We start from the raw sequence: 18,416 nt of genomic DNA, 5'->3' as shown, positions 1-18,416 counted from the left end.
AGGATCCGGGCGCCGGCCAGCAGGGCGTCCCGGTCCGTTTCTGAGGGTCGGTCCGTTTCACCGTGGGATTCCGTGACGGCCTGAGAATGTCAGTGGTGGTCCCTATACTTTCGGCGACTTGTTGATCAACACGGCCGATCGGAGATGCCATGTCGGTCCGACGGCTCGCTGCGCCCGAAGACCTGGAGACGCCGCACCCCCTCCCCGCGCGTTCGCCCGTCCCTCAGCGGATCACCGCGGTCGCGGTCACCACGGACCTGAGCCGGACGGCGATCGCGACGGCCGCGCCGTGGTTCCGCGAGTTCACCGAGGTGCTGGTGGTGACGGACGGGGCCGTGACCCGCCTGGCCGTGCCCGATCGCCGACGCGTCCAGGATCTCCTCTTCGACCCCGATGGATCGGCGCTGACCGCCATGGTCAGCGGCAACTCCATCCACCGCTGGGCCCTCACCGGCACCGGCGAGCGGTGGCCGCTCGGCATGCTCGGGAGCGGCGGATCGCACGAGCTGCGGCTCGCCCAAGTCGCGGTCGGCGGAGGGTCGTTCGCCACGGCCAACGCGTTCACCCAGAACGTCGTCGTGTGGGACGCACAGACCCGGAGCGTCCGCCATGACATCCACGAAGCGTTCAAGGACCTCGCGTACGACGACCGAGTGGTGGGCGAGGGAACCGTCGCCCTGAGTGCCGATGGAGCACGCCTGGCCTTCAGCCGCCCTCGCCGCTCGATCGTGACGAAGGACGAGGGTGTCGTCGTCCAGGAAATCGGCAGCGGCCAAGAAAGCGGCAGCGGCCAGGAAATGGGCAGCGGAGCGTACGCCGAGCACCGTACCGGTATCCCGTGGGCGAACGGCCTGGCGTTCCGTCCGGACGGTGCCGCGCTCGCCGTCGTGGGTGCCCGCCCGGATCAAACGGTGGCCACGGTCGTCGACCTGAACGACCCGGCGGACGACCCGGAACCGCTCGTTCTGCCGACCGATCAACGCGTCGACCGGACCAACCTGCGGCCCGTATGGTGCGGCGCCGAACCGCGCGTGCCGATCGTCGACCGGAACCGCGTCACCGTCTGGAACCTTGCCAGCGGCACCAAGGTCCACTCGGTGGACGTCCCCGGCCCGCGGATCGCCGCCACGCTCACGCCCGACGGCCGCACCCTGGTGATCGCTTCGCCCGTCGACGGTGTGCACGCCCACCCCCTCCCCTGACTCCGCACCACGTAGGACGCCGTTGCGATGAGCTCCCTTGACGAACTGCTGAAGGCACGCCCGACCAAGCAGGTCTGGCACGAAGTCTGCCTGCACCTGGCCCAGTTGGACGAGGAAGGCCTGGCCGCTGTCGCGCCGCGGGTGCTGGCCTGGCCCGCGCAGCAGCGCCCGATGCCCGACGACTGGTGGGCCCAGTGGACGGCGGGCGAGGTGCGCCCGTACCACTCCCTCGCCGGAGTGCGCCACCTCGGACACCTTGGTGTTGCGGAGGGCGAGCGTGTGGTGGATGAGGACGCGGAAGTGGCGGAGGAGACGGGGCTCGACGAGGCGTACTTCTACCACGGGGCGACCGCGGTGGCGGTGCCCTCCGACCTGTCCTGGGTGGCGTTGGGCGCCGCGGCCGAGTGGCACCACAACGGTGGCGACATCGTCCGCTGGGACACCGTGGAGACGGACCGGCTGATCTGGTTCCTCCACGGAGCCAACTATCACGACGAGCCCCACGACATGCAGGTCAGCCCGGACGGCCGGACAGTGGTGACGTCTGTCGAAGGCCGCCTGCACGCCTGGTCCGCCGCGACCGGGGAGCAGTTGTGGGCCCTTCCGGTGACCTCCGGGCCCTCCGACCGGGACGACGAGGACGAGGAGGGGGACGAGGACGACTTCGAGGACGAGGAGGGGGATGAGGACGGGTACGAGGACGAGGACGGCTTCGAGGACGGCTTCGAGGACGAGGTGAGCCTCGGCATGGATGACCCCGTCCGGATCGGTTTCAGTGGCGACGGCTGCCGGGTGGCCACCGGCACCTGCGTGTCGGGCCGGGTCGCCGTTATGGAGGCGGATACCGGCCGGGTGGTGCTCACCGTTCCGGCCGAGGAGAAGGCGTTCGGCCCCGTCGCACTGGACACGAGCGGCCGGCTGCTGGTGCACACGTCGCCGGAAGGCCGTGTGGTGGTCCGCGAGGTCGACAGCGGCGCCGTACTGGCCACCGCCCCGACCCGGCTCAGCCAGGTGCACGCCCTCGCCCTCTCCCCAGAGGGCACCGCCGTGTTCGCGGTGGGCGCTGTGGCCGACAACACCGCACCCGCCGCCCAGTTGCTGAGCCTGGACCCCGCTCCCACGGTCGGTGAGTTGATCCGGCCGACGGAGTTCCCGGTCAAGATCGGCAGACACTCGGTCCTCGCCGGTTCCGGCACCCGCGCCGTGTGGACCGACCGCGGCCCGTACGCCTTCGTCCGGACCGGCAACGGCTCGGTGCTCTTCGACTCGACCGCACGGACGCTCTGGGCGGACCCGAACCAGCAGACCGTGTCCTTCACGCCCGATGGGCAGGCGATGGTGACCGTCAACGAGGCCATCGAGGCCTGGTTCCTCGCGGGCCTCGCCGTCCCGGAACTGCCCGCGGCCATCGACTGACGCCAGGCGGTGGCCGGCGGAAGGCGACGGAAGGCGCTGGCGGCGGAAGGCAATGGCGGCGGGCGGCGGCATGGCGGCCGGGATCACGGAGGCGTCGGGGCCGGTGGACAGGTCAGCTGCTCGGCAGCTCGGCAAATCAGTCGACGTCCGCGGGCAGGGGTGGAAGGCGCAGGTGGGCCAGGTCGTCGGGGGCCGGAGTGGTGTGCGGCCACATGGGGGTGACGTCGGCGTCGACGGCCGCGGGGGCATCGGTCAGGCGCATCCGCTCGCGCAGCCTCCCGTAGAAGTCGGTGGGCCCCAGCCGCACGACGCGCAGGCGCTGAGGGGCCGCGTAGACACCGATCCAGTCCCCCGGATCCAGCACACCGCGCAACTGGCCGTCGACACTCACCGCCGCGCGGCCGGAGTGCCTCAGGACGCGGAGGGCGACGGCCTCGTCGGGGGCGGCGACCACCGAGCGGTTGAAGGTCATGTGCGGGGCGACGGGGGTGAAGATGATGGCGTCCGCCCGGGGGGAGATGACGGGGCCGCCCGCGGCGAAACTGTAGGCGGTGGATCCGGTCGGTGTGGCGACCAGGACGGCGTCGGCGGAGTAGGAGGCGAGCAGTCGGCCCGCGAGGTACACGCCGAGGGCGACCTGCCGGTCGCGTGCCAGTTTCTCCAGCACGATGTCGTTGAGGGCCGTCACGTTCAGGGCCACCCCCCAGTCCCGGGCGACGGCACACTCGGGGCGCACCGGTGGAGGCGGCAGCGCAGGACCCCGTCCATAGCGGAGGAGCGTCTCCATCCCCTCGGGGAGTTCCAGCGGACAGGACGCCCGCATCGTCAGCATGAGGCGGGTCTCGACGTCCACGTGGCCGCGGTGGATGGTGTCCAGCGCGCATTCGACGTCGTCGGCCGGAACCTCGGTCAGAAAGCCGAGGGTGCCCAGGTCAACGCCGAGGACGAGCGCGTCGTTCTGGGCGGCCAGGCGGGCTCCGCGCAGGAAGGTGCCGTCTCCTCCGAGCGTGACGATCAGATCGGGGCGGCCGGCAGCGTCGACCTCCTCCCCCGCATCCCGCCGTTGTTCGCCCTCACCCCACACATCGATGGCGACGCAGCCGACCTCCTGACGCTCGCACCATCGCCGGACAACATCGGCGGCCGCCACGGCGCCAGGACGGCCCCCGTGGACGACGACGCCCACCCGTTGCACGCTCACCCAGCGTCCTTTCCCTCCGGGTGCCCTGTTCGGAGGCGCCTGACCATGGACGCACTGCCGAACACCGGCCACCCTCCACGGACCGATAACGCCACTTATGACACCTTTTGTCTACCTTCTCGGGCATCTTAAGGGGCTCCCTGACCTTCCAACGACCTCGCCTGCCTGGTCTGGTCCGGTCTGGCGACCGCGCGGATCGCGCTACCGCCTTCGTCAGGGATGTCCGCGGCGACCGCGTCCGGGGCGCCCTGGTCACGTCCGACCACACGGACGAGGGGGCGTCAGCCGAGTGAGAGGGGAAGGCGGCGCAGGCCGCGGAGGGTGATGTGGTCCTTCCATTCGGGTTCGCCGGCCAGACGGGGCTGTGGGGCGCGCTGGAGCAGCGTCCGCAGAGCGATCCGCGTTTCGAGGCGGGCGAGCGGAGCACCGAGGCAGAAGTGGATGCCCTGGCCGAACGCGAGGTGCCGTACGGGCGTGCGGCCGATGTCCAGCCGGTCGGGGTCCTCGTACGCCGCGGGGTCGCGGTTCGCCGCGCCGATGAGCAGCAGCAGCGTGGTGCCCGCCGGGACCGGGACTCCGGCGACCTCGGCGTCCTGCAGGGCGAAACGGACGGTGAGCTGGACCGGCGAGTCGTAGCGCAGCAGCTCCTCGACCGCGTTGTCGGTCAGGTCCGGGTCGCTGCGCAGCCGCTCCAGTTGGTCGGGGTGGCGGAGCAGGGCGAGGGTGCCGTTGCCGATCAGGTTGACGGTGGTTTCATGACCGGCGATCAGCAACAGCGTGCAGGTGGCCAGCAGCTCGTTCTCGGTGAGGGTGTCGCCGCCGTCGTGCACGCCGACCAGCGCCGAGAGGAGGTCGTCACCCGGTGCGTGACGACGTTCGACGACGAGTTCGCGCAGGTAGTCGGTGAACTCCCGGCGGGCCTGCGCCTCCTGTTCGGCGGCGCCGGGCGGGAGGAGGAAGTCGGGGACGAGGGCACGCGCCACCGCGTGCGACCACATCAGCATCCGGTGGCGGTCGGCATCGGGCACGCCGAGCAGTTCGCTGATCACCGCTACGGGCAGGGGCGTGGCCAGGCCCTCGATGAGGTCGACCGGTCCCGGCGCGCTCTCCATGGCGGTGAACAACTCGGCGGTGAGCTCCTCGATCCGCGGCGCCAGAAGCTCCACGCGTCGCCTGGTGAACGCCTGGGAGACCAGCGAGCGCAGCCGGGTGTGGCTGGGCGGATTCAGGCCCAGGAAGCCGCGCACGGGTCGGCCGTCGTCATCGACCAGGACTTCGAGGGCCGGGCGGGCCCGTCCGGTGAAGCGGGGGTCGTCGGCGTCCGGGTGCCCGAACCGCCCGTCGCGCAGGACCGCGGCGCAGTCCTCGTACCGGGTGAGCACCAGTAGCTGCTCGTCGAGACGCGCGAGCGGCGCCTGCGTGCGCCAGCGGGAGTAGAGCGGGTAGGGGTCGGCTTGATGACGCGGGTCGAGCAGGTCCTGCAGCGACGGCAGTGCGGCCGTGGCGTCGACGTGGGTCATGGGTTCTCCTCGTCGTCCTCGGGCCGGTCAGCGGGTGGCGGGCCGGCGGCCGGTGTCTCGGCGGGCGCGGCGTCGTTCGTGGGGGCGGGCGCGGCGGCGTCCGTGGTGCCGGTGGCCGCGATGCCGGCGAACAGCCACCGCATCGCCTGGCCCAGCAGCTCGTCCGGCACACTGGCGGAGTCGATCCGGCGCTGGCGCACCAGACCCTGGAAGAGCGCGATCGCGATGGTGGCCACCGCATCGGCGGAGACGGTCTCGGGCGCCCCGATATGGCTCAGCGCCTTGGCCATGAGGCTCGCCAACTCGGACCGGGGCCCGCGCAGCTCCTCCGCAAGGGTTTCCAACAGCGGCGGATTGCGCACCGCGTAGAGCCAGAACTCGGCCTGGAGCGGAGCAAAGTCGGGGTCCTTGTCGGCGGCGTTCGCCAGCAGCCGGCCGAGTGCCGGGACCGGATCATCACCGTGCTGCGCCTCGGCCACGATCTCGGTCGCCCGGGACACCTGCTGGCTGGCACGCTCCTTCAGCAGCTCGACGAAGAGCCGCTCCTTGCTGCCGAAATTGGAGTAGACCGCGCCGATGGAGAAGCCCGCCGCCTCGGCGATCTCCTCGACGGAAGCCGCGGCGAATCCCTTGCGCGCGTACGTGCGCGCCGCGGCGTCGAGCAGCAGCTGCCGGGTGCGGGCCTTGGCCTCCGCCCTGGTCGGCCGGCGCTTCGGGGTGTGATCGGCATCCGCGCTCACATCTTCCACACTACGGATAGCAGTCACTATGTCAATAGCTCATAATATCCGAAGCGGGCCCCGGCGGAGGACCGGCTGGCGGTCCGAGCGGCGGTCCTGCTGGCGCACCGGATCCATCCGGCGTTCCATGAAAATGACTGGGCGGACTGGGCGGGCTGGGCCGACTGGATCGAGGACAACGACGGAAGTCCGCAAGTGCGGTTCGCCTTCCAGAAGTTCACGGATACCGGGGTCCCGGGCTTGGGCAGCACCTTCGCCGGGGCCTTCACTTTCTTCAGTTCGGATGTCACCGGCATCTCAACTTCCAACGGTAGCCAGCGGTTGGACGCCGGCATCCTGGCAAGCTCGGGCTTCCCCTTCCCGCGCAGGAGCCCGATGCCAATCTGAGGACATTCTCGGAGGCTGAGCCCACGTCGCTCGATTCGCACGACAATCCACGTCACTCGCTCCGCACCACGTCAGCGGGCTCACCCCCACGGTCGCCGCCGTGATCGGCTCCGTAAAGTGTGGGTCATGTCGGCGGAATCACCCCTCATACAGAGCATGCGTTCGGCCGTTGCCGCGGCGCCCGATGACGTTCCCCTGCGGCTGCACCTCGCCGAGTTGCTGCTGACCGCCGGCCTCGGCGATGCCGCGGTGAGCGAGGTCGCGGTGGCACTGCAGCACGCTCCCGGTGACGGCCAGGCACGGGAGTTGATGATCCGTGCGCTCACGGGCACTTCGGCACCCGAGCCCGGTGCGGCCGCGCTTCCGCCGACGCCGCAGGCCCCGGCGCCCGACCGCCCCGCCGGCCCCCCGACCACGCCGGCGCAGAGCCCCGCACCCGCACCTCAGCAGAGCTCCGCACCCGCGCCCGCGCCGCCCCCCAACTTCGACTGGAAAGCCGCCGAGGACCAAGTCGGCGATGCCGTGCCGCCCCGGTTCGTGGAGGCGCCGCTCAGCGTGGACGGCAGCGGTGATCCCGGGGAGGCTGCCGCCTGGGACGTGGAACGACCGGGAGCCGTCCGGCTCGCCGACGTGGGCGGCATGCAGGAGGTCAAGGAGCGGCTGGAGGCTGCCTTCCTGGCACCATTGCGCAATCCGGAGCTGCGCCGCCTGTACGGCAAGAGTCTGCGCGGCGGGCTTCTGCTGTACGGGCCACCCGGCTGCGGCAAGACCTTCATCGCGCGGGCCGTCGCCGGTGAGCTCGGGGCGAGCTTCCTGTCCGTATCGGTCAGCGATGTGCTCGACATGTGGATCGGCAACTCCGAGCGCAATATGCACGAGCTCTTCCAGACGGCGCGCCGCCAGGCCCCGTGCGTGGTCTTCCTCGACGAACTCGACGCGCTCGGCGGCAAGCGCAGCCGTACGCAGAGCGCTGGTATGCGCAACACCGTCAACCAGTTGCTGACCGAGCTGGACGGTGTCGAGGCGGAGGCGAACGAGGGCGTCTTCGTGCTCGCCGCCACCAACGTGCCCTGGGACGTGGACATCGCCCTGCGCCGGCCCGGCCGGCTGGACCGGACCTTGCTGGTGCTGCCGCCCGACGCACCGGCCCGGGAGGCGATCCTCCGCTACCACCTGCGGGAGCGGCCGATCGAGAACGTCGACCTCGGCAAGCTCGTCAAGGCCACGGACGGGCTGTCCGGCGCCGATCTGGCCCATGTGTGCGAGGCGGCGGCCGAGCATGCGCTGCTGGACTCGGCGCGTACCGGGACCGTGCGCATGATCGGGATGACGGACCTGCTGTCCGCGGCGGGGCAGGTCGCGCCTTCGACGGAGCCGTGGTTCGCGGCCGCCCGCAATGTGGCGATGTACGCGAACGACGGCGGGATGTACGACGACCTCGTGACCTATCTGAAGAAGAGGCGCAAGCTGTGACCACCGTGCATCCGGCCGTCGAGAAGGCCCAGGCCCTCATCGATTTCGACCGCTACGACCAGGCCCTGGCCCTGCTCGCCCAGCACCTCGCCGAAAACCCGGACGACACGGGCGCCTGGATCAAGATCGGCTACTGCCAGCTGAACACCGACCAGCCGGAACGAGCCCTCGACGCGGCTGACGAGGCGCTCAAACTGGCTCCCGGGGACTTCGGCGGGCTCATCCTGCGCGCTCGGGCACTGACCCGGATACCCGACCGGTCATGGCGCGAGGCGGAGCCCGTACTGCGCGAGGCGGTGCGGGCCGCCCCGCACCACTGGTTCGGTTACGCGCTGCTCGCCGACGCCGTGAGCCGTATGTCCGTGATCCGCCACGCCCGGGCCACCGGCGCCCGGGAACTCCGGTACGAGGACATGGCCGAGGTCCTGCACGAGGCGACCGGCCTGGCGCGGGAGGCGCTGCGCCTGGGCCCCGACGAGGTCTACGCCCATGAAGTCGCCCAGCAGATCGCCGACTTCTCGGGCAACCGGACGCTCGCCGAGCAGCTCAACCGCGCCATCCTCCGGATCGACCCCACGCACGCCGAGGCCCTGGCCCGGCAGACCCGGCAGGACGCCGAGGCCCCGGGCGTCCGGGCCGCGCAGGCCGCCGACCTGTACGCCGGCGGGCTGGCCGCCGTACCGGACTCCGCCGAGCTGCAACAGGGTTTGGACCGGGCGACGTACCGCATGCTGCGTGGGGTGCGGTGGCTCGCCCTGCTCTGTGTCGGCCTCGCCGGGACGATGGTGGACCTGTTCGCCGTCGACGGCGAGGTGCAGCGGGAGTTGCCGCTGCCGCTCGGCCAGCGCCTGTGGTATCTCGTGCCGATGACCGCCATCTGGCTGGTCGGCGGACTGCGGCGCTACCGGCGTCGGCGCGCCGGCGTCCGGCTCAACGTGCGCTCGCTGATCCGCCGCCACGGTTGGTCCCGCGTCGTGGTGGCCCAGGCGGCCTGGGCCATGCTGTGCGCCCTGCTGATCGCCGAAGTCCCCTGGGCCGAACGGCCGTTGCCGCAGGTGCTGTTCTGGGCCGGGCTCGTGCCGACGCTCGCCACGGTCTGGTTCGACCGGCCCAGGACCCGCTGACACAACGGCGGCGTTCGTCCGTGAACGAAGGGCGCGCCGCACCGGACGGGTCCGGGACGGGTCTCTGCACCATGACTGGGGGGCCGGGTGCCTGCGGTCCGTTCGTCCGCCGGGCGGGAGTGACTGCCGGCGTCAGCCGCGGCACGCGGTTCCTACGGTGCTGTCGCGGCCGCGGAGTACTTCTTGATGAGTTCGTAGGAGCGGATGCGGTCGCGGAGGTCGTAGACCGGTGTGGTCAGCATCAGTTCGTCCGCTCCGGTCTCCTGGGCCAGTTGGGCAAGGCGGTGCAGGACGGTCTCGGGTGTTCCGACGGCCTGCTGGGCGCGGAAGCCGGCCAGCGCCTGCTGCTCCTGCGCCGTGAAGGGGTGGGTGGCCGCTTCCTCGGGCGTGGGGAAGGGGATCTCGCTCAGGCCCTTGAGGAGGCCGGCCTTGACGACGTTCATCGGCCCGATGCGCCATGCGGCTTCTTCTTCCGTTTCGGCGCAGACCGTCTCCACGCACACCAGCACCCGAGGGCGCTCGCTCCAGCGGGAGGGGGTGAACTCCGCCCGGTAACGTTCCACCGCCGCCCGGGTGTTGTCCGGCCGGATGTGGTGGGCGAGGGCGATCGGCAGGCCGAGGTCCGCGGCGAGGGCGGCACCCGCGGTGCTGGACGCCAGCAGCCAGGGTTCCGGCAGCGGGTCGAGTGCGACCTCGTCGACGAGGAAGGACAGGATCGCGGCCACGTCGTCGTGGTACTCGGCGTCCGTCGTGGGCCCGGCTCCGCGGCGTAGCGCCCGGGCGATGCCCTCGTCGAAGGTGCCGGGACCGCGGCCGATGCCCAGGTCGATGCGGTCCGGGTGGAGGGCGGCCAGCGCTCCGAACTGCTCGGCAAGCATGAGGGGCGCGTGGTTGGGGGCCAGCACTCCGCCCGAACCGAGATGGATGGTCGAGGTCGAGGCGGCGGCGTGCGCGATCAGCACGACGGGTGGGAACGCGCCGATGGCCGGGGAGTGGTGGTGCTCGGCGTACCAGATCCGGTGGTAGCCCAGCCGTTCCATCTCCCGTGCGAAGGCGGCGGTGTCGCGCAGGGTCTCCTCGGCCCGGGTACCCGTTTGGACCATCGCGACTTCCAGCGCTGAAAGCGGTACATCGATCATGGCGCCAGCATAAGGACGAGTGTTCGACGACGTGCCTCGATCTACTGGTTCGACGTCAACAAGTGATGCGGAAGCTTGGGACAGCGAAAGCCCACCGCCGCGGGGCAGGGGTTGCCCTGGTTCCCCGGACGGCGCTCCCGGACCGCGCCGCGGCCCTGAGCCTCCATCCGTTGGCCCAGCCCGTCCATCGGTCCGTTTTCGCCGTCAACCGCACGGGTACCGGCAAGTACCCCGACCTACGGCGGATAGGAGAACCGCTGGCCGCCCGCGTCCAGGCAGAGCACTCAGGGTGAATCGAAAGAGTGAAATGATCTCAAACCCTTCACCAGGAGCTCCCGGCTGCCGAAGAGAAGTGACAGGAGGCGGCAGCGTGCCGCCGCGATCGATCGGGAGATTTGCTTATGTCACGCTTCACGCGAGTGACGGCTGTTGCCGCTCTGGCGGCAAGCACTGCGCTGGGCGGCATGTCGGCAGCGTTCGCAGACAGTGACGCATCCGGCGGCGCGGTCGGGTCCCCGGGAGTGGTGTCGGGCAACGTCATTCAGGTCCCGATCCATATTCCGATCAACCTGTGCGGCAACACCGTCAACATCGTTGCTCTGCTGAACCCGGCCTTCGGCAACACCTGCATCAACGAGTCTCGGCACGTGGTGCTCCTCCGTCACGACGTCGAGCACCGTCACTTCGAGCGCCACCACCACGCCAAGCCCGTCGAGAAGAAGCACCACAAGAAGAAGAAGCACCACAAGAAGAAGCACCACCAGCCGGCCGGTGGCATTCACACCGGTGGCGGCGGCTTGGCCGGCTAGGACGGGAGCCGTCCCGGGCGTGGCCCCACGGTCACGGCACCACCCGGGATATCGCTGAAGCCCGTACCACAACACCCGGACCGGGTCGCTTCCTCCGACAGCCCTTCCACTTTCACCGGAGGAGACGGCCCGGCCCGGGCATTTTCGTGTGCCCAGGCAGGTATGTGTGCCTGGGCACTTTCGCGTGTCCGGGCAGATGGGTTTTCCCTTTCCTCACCGGAGCCCCGGCCCCGGCGCCGGTGCCAGTGCCGGTGCCGGGGCCGGTGCCGGTGCCGGTGAGCGGACGGTGAGTGTGCGGTGAGGCGACGTCGGCAGTGTGAGGGCATCGCCGGTTCCACGGAGCGGACCGGCCGCCGAGTGAGGGGCTGACGATGGCTGCGACGACGGGTGCGTTGACTGGGAAGACGGCATTGGTGACGGGCGGGTCCCGGGGCATCGGCCGGGCGGTGGCGCTGCGGCTGTCTGCCGAAGGCGCGTGGGTCGCGGTCCACTACGGGGACAACGAGGAAGCGGCCCGGGAGACGGTGAACCGGATCGAGGGGGCGGGCGGACGGGCCTTCGCCGTACGGGCCCGGTTCGGTGACGACGGTGCGGTGGACCGGCTGTTCGAGGAGTTGACGGCCGGGCTCGCGGGGCAGGGGCTGGACATCCTGGTCAACAACGCGGGCATCTCTTCGGGGAATTCCGTGGCTCAGGTGACCCGTGCGGAATGGGACCGGCTGCTCGCGGTCAACATCACCGCACCGTTCTTCGTCATCCAGCGGGCCCTGCCGCTGCTGAACGACGGCGGCCGCATCGTCAACATGGGCTCCACGGCCAGCCGGTTCGCCGTCTCCACGCAGATCGGCTACACCGTGACCAAGGCGGCGCTGGAGTCCCTGGCCCCGTCGCTGGCCAATGAGCTCGGCCGGCGCGGGATCACGGTGAACACGGTCGCGCCGGGCGCGGTCCGGACCGACCTGACCGCCGCCTACACGTCCGTGCCCGAGGTGGTGGCCGGGCTGGAGGCGGTCACCGCGCTGGGGCGCCTCGGGGAGCCCGAGGACGTGGCCGACGTCGTCGGATTCCTGGCGGGCCCGCAGGGACGGTGGATCACCGGCCGGACCATCGATGTCTCCGGCGGTACGTACCTCGGACCGATCGTCTGACCGGTGCGGGTGGCTCACCACCCGCAGGCGCTGTGGATAATCACCCACATGCGCTTCGGAATCCTCGGCGGGACGCTGATGTGGGGCGACGACGGGGCGGAGGTCTCCCTGGGCGGACCCGCGCGGCGCGCACTGCTCACCCTGCTGCTCGTCCGCCCCGGGGAGGTCGTCCCGGCCGACCGGCTGGCCGACGGCACCGGGCCGCAGGGCACCCCGTCGCCGCACGCGCTGCAGTCCCAGATCTCCCGGCTGCGCTCGGCCCTGGGCGAGGCGGCGGCGATCGAGCGGACCGGAGCGGGCTACCGGCTCGTCGTCCCCGCCGACGACGTCGACGCCGGGCGGTTCGAACGGCTGGCGGAGCAGGGCCGGACGGCTCTACGGGAGGGCGAGGCAGAGCGGGCGGCCTCCCTGCTGGGTGCGGCGTTGGAGCTGTGGCGGGGGCCGGCGCTCGCCGACGCCGCCGACAGCGAGCCGGCCCGGGCCGCCGCCGCACGGCTGGAGGAGCTCAGGCTCTCCGCGCACGAGGACCGGATCGAGGCCGCGCTGCGACTGGGCGAACACCGCGCTGTCGTACCGGAGTTGCGTGAACTCCACGACCGTCATCCGCTCCGGGAACGGCTGGCCGGGCTGCTGATGCGGGCGCTGTTCGCCGACGGCGGGCAGGCCGAGGCGCTGGTGTTGTTCGAGGAGACCAGGCGGCACCTCGCCGATGAGCTGGGCGCCGATCCGTCGGCGGAACTCGTCGGACTGCACCACGAACTGCTCAGTGCCGACCCGTCCCCCTCCCTCGCCGCACCGCCCGCCCCGCTGACGGCCTTCGTCGGCCGGGCCGGCGAGGTGGCCGCGATCGCCGAACTCCTCGGCGAGGCACGGCTGGTGAAACTGTCCGGGCCGGGTGGCGTCGGCAAGACCCGGCTGGCGGTGGAGGTCTGCGCGACGGAGACCGGGCAGGTCTGCTTCGTGGAGCTGGGCGCGGTGCGCGACGGCGCGCTCGTACCGCCGGCGCTGCTGCGCGCCCTCGGCCTGCGGGAGCGGGGACTGCATGTGGCGGCCGGTGACCGGGATCCGCTGGAGCGTCTGGTCGCGGCGCTGTCAGGGCGGGCTCTCCTTCTCGTTCTGGACAACTGCGAGCATCTGGTCGAGGAGGTCGCCGCGTTGGCGGCGCGCCTGCTGGCGGCGTCTCCTCGGCTGAAGGTGCTGGCGACCAGCCGGGAGGCGCTGGGCGTCATCGGTGAGCACCTCCATCCCGTACGGCCGCTCGACGACGGCGCGGCCGTGGAGCTGTTCACCGCCCGGGCGCGCGCGGTGCGACGCGGGTTCGTGCCCGACCCGCAGGCCGTACGGCGCGTGTGCCTGGCGCTGGACAACCTGCCGCTGGCCATCGAGCTCGCGGCGGCCCGGCTGCGTACGGTCAGCCTCGACGAGCTGGCGGCGCGGCTGACCGATCGGCTCGCCGTGGCCGCGCGCGGCACCCGGACGGTGGACGAGCGGCACCGGACGTTGCGCTCGGTGATCGCCTGGAGCTGGGACCTGCTGTCCGAGCCGGAGATGCGGGCCGCGCGGCGCTTCGCGGTGTTCGCCGAGGGGGCGAGCGTCGAGTCCGCGCTGCGGGTGTGTGACACCGACGAGGAGACGCTGGAGTCGTTGGCCGACAAGTCGCTGCTGGAGTGGGCGGGCGGCCGGTACCGCATGCTGGCGACGATCCGTGCCTACGCCGCCGAACGGCTGGACGCCGCGGGCGAAACGGCGGCGGTGCGGCGGGCGCACGCCCGGACGCTGCTGAAGCTGGCCCGCGACGCCGAGCCGTGGCTGCGCCGGCATGAGCAGCTCCGGTGGCTGGCGGTCCTCGCGGCCGAGCACTCCGATCTGCTCGCGGCCGTGCAGTGGGCGGTGGCGGCCGGGGAGGCCGGGACCGCCGCTGAGCTGCTCGCCTCGGCCTCGACGTACGGGTGGATCCGAGGTGTCTCCGGCGCGCTGGCGCCACCGGCGGTCGCACTGCTCGACACCGTGGGCGACGCCCCACCGGCCGGGCACGGCGAGGCGTACGCGATCTGTGTGCTGCTCGCGGCGTCCGGCCCGGCGGGCCGCGAGGTGTGGCGCCGTCACCGGATCGCGGCCGAACGGGCCCTGGCAGCGGCGTGGTCGGGCCCCGAGGCGGGTCGCTACCCGGCCGCTCTGCTGCTCTGGATGATGCACAACGCCGGTGACGGCGACGGGCCCGCGGCCCTCGCCCTCGTCTCCGCCCAATGTGACCGCCCCGAGCCGTGGGTGCGCGCGGTCGCGCACTACGTCCGCGCCTTCGGCTTCCTCGGCAACGGGCAGGGGGAGAAGGCCGATCCGGCGCTCCGTACCGCGGTGGCGGGATTCCGCGCGCTGGGCGAGCGGTGGGGTGCCGCGCTGGCACTGGACGCGTTGGCCGGTCTCGCGGCCGCGCGCGGCGCCCGCGAGGAGGCGCTCGCGCTCACCCAAGAAGCCCTCGCCCTCGCCGAGCAGTTGGGCGCCTGGGAAGACTGTGCTGACCTGCTGGTCAACCGGGGCGACCACCGCATTGACGCCGACCCGGCGGCGGCTCGCGCCGATTACGCCCAGGCCGCCGAGTTCGCCCGACGGGCCGGCAGCGCCTCGGCGACGGCGGCCACCCGGCGCGCATGCGGCGACCTCGCCCTCCTGGCGGGGGATCCGGCCGCGGCGGAGGAGCTGTACGCACAGGCCCTGGCGCGGCTCGACCCGCATTGGATCAAGGGGCTCGGCCACCGGGTCCGTGCACTGGCCGGACTCGGCCGCGCAGCAGAGTCCCGCGGCGACCGGGCCGCGGCCCGGGCCCACTACCAACAGGCCGCCCGGTCCGCCGCCGTCCCCGGAGCGACCCTGCCCGACGCGCTGCGCTTCCTGGGACTGCCCGAGGCGTTGGTCGAGGTGGTGGGCGGAGAAGAGATGCGACGGGACTCCGGGTGAACGGGACTCCGGGTGAATCCGGACGAGATGTCCGACGCCGAGATCGACGAGCTCAAGGAGTCCTGCCGCACGTCGGGCGACTGATGTAGGTGGCCTCCCTTTCCCCGGCGTTACGCTTCGAGCCAGATCTCTTCCATGTTCCCGGTGGCGTCTTCGGTGTGCCGCACGCGGAAGAGGGACTCGGTGCGGCCGGTGTGGTCGAGGGGTGCGACCTTTTTGAGGGCGAGGCGGCACAGGCTGCCCCAGGAGAAGACGTTGGCGGCGGCGTGCAGGTCGATGCCCGCGTCGGTCAGGTCTGGTGCGGTGATGCCGAAGGCGGCGGCCACGTCGGCCGGTGAGCCTGCGAGGTCCCAGTGGTCCACGTCTTCTCCGTACCAGCCGGCGGCGAACAGCCGGGGCCCGTCGGGGTGGATGATCTTCCAGGCGCCGTAGGTCATGGGGTAGTCGATGGTGCACGAGGCGACGATCACGGCGTCGGGGAAGCGCTCGGCGAGGGATTCCGCTTCCTCCTCGACCGGGTAGATGCCGTTGCAGTGCACGAGTCCGGGGTCGGTGATCTCGGTGACGCCGCCCCAGCATCCGACCCGTACGAGTTCCAGGTCCGCGCGGATCCCGGCGGAGGTGTCAGCCGTCGCGGAAACGGTGCCGAGGTCTTCGAGGACCGTGTCGATGGTGCCGAAGGATGAGGCGAACCGGCGGGCCGCTGCCGGGTCGTGCGCCGGAAGGCCGGCCGGGTCCGTGCGGGTTCCGGGCCGGACGAGGGTCAGACCGTATGCGCCGTACCGGACGACGTCCGTGTCCGGCGGGACGTCCCAGAAGGAGGATTCGGGGAGTACGGGGTCCGTCATGGGTGTCACCTTAGCTTTTCGGTGAACTACGGCTTTCGGGTGGGGAGTTCAGGTGCGGGGAGTGCTGAGGGATGGGGGCGGCATGGACTCCGTGTGCTGTGAAGCGAATCACAGCAGGGGGCTGTCACGGTTTGCCGGTGCGGAGTGTCTCGATGGGCAGCCGACGAGAGGAGCAGGGTGATGCCGGGCGTGCTGCCGGGGGGCCGACGCGTACGCGGGGTGGGGGCGGGCCATGACTGAGGACGCCTTCACCCAACACCGTCCGCTGCTGTTCACCATCGCCTACGAGATGCTGGGCAGCGCGGCCGACGCCGAGGACGTGCTGCAGGAGAGCTATCTGCGGTGGCGCACGGTCGATCCGGCCGGGGTCGAGCATCCGCGCGCCTATCTGGTCCGTACGGTGACCCGGCAGGCCCTGAACCACGTGCGCGCGGTCAAGGCGCGGCGGGAGGAGTACGTCGGCACCTGGCTGCCCGAGCCCATCCGCACCGCACCGGAGGTGAGCGACGACGCGATCCTGGCCGAGTCGGTGTCGATGGCCATGATGCTCGTCCTGGAGACGCTGAACCCGACCGAGCGCGCGGTGTTCGTGCTGCACGACGTGTTCGGCTACACCCACGGCGAGATCGCCGCCTCGATCGGCAAGACCGAGGTCACCGTCCGGCAGATCGCCCACCGCGCACGCGGACACGTCCACGCACGGCGCCGCCGCTTCGCACCCGATTCCGTCACCGGCCAGGAGATCGCCCAGCGGTTCCTGCTCGCCGCGACGACCGGCGAGGTCCAGGTGCTGATGGACCTGTTGGCACCCGATGTCGTGGTGCTCTCCGATGGTGGCGGGAAGGTGGCCGCCGCCCGCCGCCCGATCGTCGGCCCCGCCGACGTCGCCCGGTTCGTCCTCGGCGTGGTCCGCACCAGCGCCGCCACGTCCCGCGCCGAGCCCGCCACGTACAACGGCATGCCCGCGGCCCGGTTCGTCACCGGAGACGCACTCGACTGGCTGGTCGCGTTCGAGATCCAGGACGGACGGATCACCGGCCTCTACGGCATGCGCAACCCGGACAAGCTGCACCGCGCGGATGCGGTGTGCCCACTCGACAGAGGAGTACCCAGCCGTGGAAACCGTGACCGTTGAACGCGTCATCGACGCCCCGATCGACGAGGTCTTCGCCTGGCTCACCACGACCACCCATTACACGAGCTCGCCCTTGGTGGTGCGTTGCCGGCTGACCCGGCACGGCGAGGGCGCGCCCTACGGGGTCGGCGCGGTGCGCAGTCATCTGTGGTTGGTGGGCTGGTTCCGGGAGCGCATCACGCACTACGACCCGCCGTACGCCACCGAGTACGTCGTCGAACGCAGCCTGCCGCCATCCAGGCACGAACTCGGCCGCATGACGTTCGCCGAGGTCGACGGCGGTACCGAGGTGCGCTGGACCACCCGCGCCGAGATCCGCCTCCCGTTGCTCGGCCGTCCGCTCACCGGGCTCCTCCTACGACCGATCCTCAGCCGCACCTTCGGCAACATCCTCAACGCCGCCAACACCGCACTGACCCAACGGCCCCAACGCCGCCAGGTATGACCCCGTGGGACCGGGACCGAGGCCACGACCGCCGCAATGTCGGCGGTCGTGGCAGAGTGCTCGCATGTCCCTCTCCACGCCGCAACGGCGAAGACGTCTCGCCGCCGCGCTCCTCCTCCTGGGCGCCGCGATACCCCTGACGGCCTGTGGTCAGCAGCGTGTCGCGGCCGGTGCGCCGAGCACGTCCGCCGGTGCGAGTCCCAGCTCCCGCCCCACCCCGTCCGGGCCCGGCGCCTCCCCCTACGTGGAGCCAGGGGCCCACGACGGGGCCCCGCACTACAACGAGAACAACGCCGGCCGGCAACCCCGCGAGATGTCCCCGGCCAGCGAGAAGGACGCGCAGCGGGAGGCCCACCGCATCGAGCCGGTCCTCAAACACCTCTGGAAGCAGGGGAAGTGGGACCCGAAGAGCGTCCGCTCGGCGATGCTCGCGCTCGGGTACGAGGAGCAGCGGACCGGCCCCAAGGGCGAGCAGCTCGGCGGGAAGCTCGACGTGCGGGGCATGGAACCCCGCTTCGAGAGCGACCATTACGTCACGCACGAAGGCGCCCGTATCGGCCTCCGCGTCCACAACGACGCCTGCGTCACCGCGTTCGTGCAGAAGACCAACTACCAGGTGCAGGTCAACGGGCCGTACCTGGAGTCGGGTTGCTTCGAACCGCCCTTCGCGCACTGACGAACGCGCTGACGCACAAGGCCCCCCGGCACCGGCGCGCGGCGGGGGCCGGCGCCATGGGACCCCCCTCGCTTTCACAAACGCACAACCTCGTAAGCTGTCTTCCGTGCGAGGGAGCCCGCTCAGCCGTCCGGCGACCAACCTCCGGCTGAGGAGGGCTCCCTGCCTGGAATCACCGTCATCACTCAGCTTCGAGAG

Annotated in this window: 15 protein-coding genes; 10 read left to right on the top strand and 5 right to left on the bottom strand. The window is 71.5% G+C overall.

Annotated elements, in window-relative coordinates; all coding sequences use genetic code 11:
• Positions 1-149: 149 nt before the first annotated feature.
• Entirely contained in the window at positions 150-1,202 is a 1,053-nt protein-coding gene (locus tag IG62_RS0104465; RefSeq protein ID WP_030797823.1) for a hypothetical protein, read from the top strand.
• A 27-nt stretch (positions 1,203-1,229) separates the two neighbouring features.
• Positions 1,230-2,618, top strand: coding sequence for a WD40 repeat domain-containing protein (locus IG62_RS0104460; RefSeq protein WP_030797821.1), 1,389 nt, complete (start codon positions 1,230-1,232; stop codon positions 2,616-2,618).
• 136 nt (positions 2,619-2,754) lie between these two features.
• Here the strand turns inward: IG62_RS0104460 and IG62_RS0104455 are convergent, their stop codons facing one another.
• The 3 genes from IG62_RS0104455 to IG62_RS0104445 form a co-directional block, all read right to left on the bottom strand.
• Positions 2,755-3,819: an NAD(+)/NADH kinase gene (locus tag IG62_RS0104455; protein WP_030797820.1), complete on the bottom strand. Its 1,065-nt coding sequence runs from the start codon at positions 3,817-3,819 to the stop codon at positions 2,755-2,757.
• Between the two features lie 281 nt (positions 3,820-4,100).
• The gene (locus tag IG62_RS0104450; protein ID WP_030797819.1) at positions 4,101-5,339 is read right to left on the bottom strand and encodes a cytochrome P450; all 1,239 of its coding nucleotides are present in this window, start codon (positions 5,337-5,339) and stop codon (positions 4,101-4,103) included.
• Complete coding sequence (locus IG62_RS0104445) at positions 5,336-6,079, bottom strand: TetR/AcrR family transcriptional regulator (RefSeq protein ID WP_037837755.1); 744 nt, start codon at positions 6,077-6,079, stop codon at positions 5,336-5,338. The genes IG62_RS0104450 and IG62_RS0104445 overlap by 4 nt, the downstream gene beginning before the upstream one ends.
• 513 nt (positions 6,080-6,592) lie before the next feature.
• Between IG62_RS0104445 and IG62_RS0104435 the strand changes: the two genes are divergently transcribed.
• Both IG62_RS0104435 and IG62_RS0104430 read left to right on the top strand, forming a co-directional pair.
• A complete protein-coding gene (locus IG62_RS0104435) occupies positions 6,593-7,939 on the top strand; it encodes an ATP-binding protein (protein ID WP_030797812.1) in 1,347 nt (448 codons plus the stop codon).
• Positions 7,936-9,063, top strand: coding sequence for a tetratricopeptide repeat protein (locus IG62_RS0104430; protein ID WP_030797811.1), 1,128 nt, complete (start codon positions 7,936-7,938; stop codon positions 9,061-9,063). The genes IG62_RS0104435 and IG62_RS0104430 overlap by 4 nt, the downstream gene beginning before the upstream one ends.
• Positions 9,064-9,215: 152 nt before the next feature.
• On the opposite strand, the gene IG62_RS0104425 is transcribed toward IG62_RS0104430, so the two are convergent.
• On the bottom strand, positions 9,216-10,202 hold the full coding sequence (locus IG62_RS0104425; RefSeq protein ID WP_030797809.1) for an LLM class flavin-dependent oxidoreductase: 987 nt from the start codon (positions 10,200-10,202) through the stop codon (positions 9,216-9,218).
• Positions 10,203-10,603: 401 nt separating this feature from the next.
• Here IG62_RS0104425 and IG62_RS49775 point away from each other — a divergent pair, with 401 nt between their 5' ends.
• The 3 genes from IG62_RS49775 to IG62_RS0104410 all read left to right on the top strand — a co-directional run bounded on the left by IG62_RS49775 (position 10,604) and on the right by IG62_RS0104410 (position 15,114).
• Positions 10,604-11,011: a chaplin gene (locus tag IG62_RS49775; RefSeq protein ID WP_078871811.1), complete on the top strand. Its 408-nt coding sequence runs from the start codon at positions 10,604-10,606 to the stop codon at positions 11,009-11,011.
• Between the two features lie 371 nt (positions 11,012-11,382).
• Positions 11,383-12,159, top strand: coding sequence for an SDR family NAD(P)-dependent oxidoreductase (locus IG62_RS0104415; protein WP_030797805.1), 777 nt, complete (start codon positions 11,383-11,385; stop codon positions 12,157-12,159).
• A 48-nt stretch (positions 12,160-12,207) separates the two neighbouring features.
• A complete protein-coding gene (locus IG62_RS0104410) occupies positions 12,208-15,114 on the top strand; it encodes a BTAD domain-containing putative transcriptional regulator (protein ID WP_030797803.1) in 2,907 nt (968 codons plus the stop codon).
• Between the two features lie 110 nt (positions 15,115-15,224).
• Here IG62_RS0104410 and IG62_RS0104405 read toward each other — a convergent pair whose 3' ends face one another.
• A complete protein-coding gene (locus IG62_RS0104405) occupies positions 15,225-15,962 on the bottom strand; it encodes a DUF6333 family protein (RefSeq protein WP_030797801.1) in 738 nt (245 codons plus the stop codon).
• 232 nt (positions 15,963-16,194) lie between these two features.
• Here IG62_RS0104405 and IG62_RS0104400 point away from each other — a divergent pair, with 232 nt between their 5' ends.
• The 3 genes from IG62_RS0104400 (at position 16,195) to IG62_RS0104390 (ending at position 18,218) form a co-directional block, all read left to right on the top strand.
• A complete protein-coding gene (locus tag IG62_RS0104400) occupies positions 16,195-17,097 on the top strand; it encodes an RNA polymerase sigma-70 factor (protein WP_030797799.1) in 903 nt (300 codons plus the stop codon).
• Positions 17,078-17,542: an SRPBCC family protein gene (locus IG62_RS0104395; RefSeq protein WP_030797797.1), complete on the top strand. Its 465-nt coding sequence runs from the start codon at positions 17,078-17,080 to the stop codon at positions 17,540-17,542. The genes IG62_RS0104400 and IG62_RS0104395 overlap by 20 nt, the downstream gene beginning before the upstream one ends.
• A 64-nt stretch (positions 17,543-17,606) precedes the next feature.
• Positions 17,607-18,218, top strand: coding sequence for a hypothetical protein (locus IG62_RS0104390; RefSeq protein ID WP_030797795.1), 612 nt, complete (start codon positions 17,607-17,609; stop codon positions 18,216-18,218).
• Positions 18,219-18,416 lie beyond the last annotated feature (198 nt).

The sequence above is a fragment of the Streptomyces sp. NRRL S-337 genome (assembly GCF_000720175.1).
Taxonomy (GTDB): domain Bacteria; phylum Actinomycetota; class Actinomycetes; order Streptomycetales; family Streptomycetaceae; genus Streptomyces; species Streptomyces siderophoricus.
Note: the sequence above shows the minus strand (reverse complement) of the source record. Positions and strands in the feature narration are given on the sequence as shown.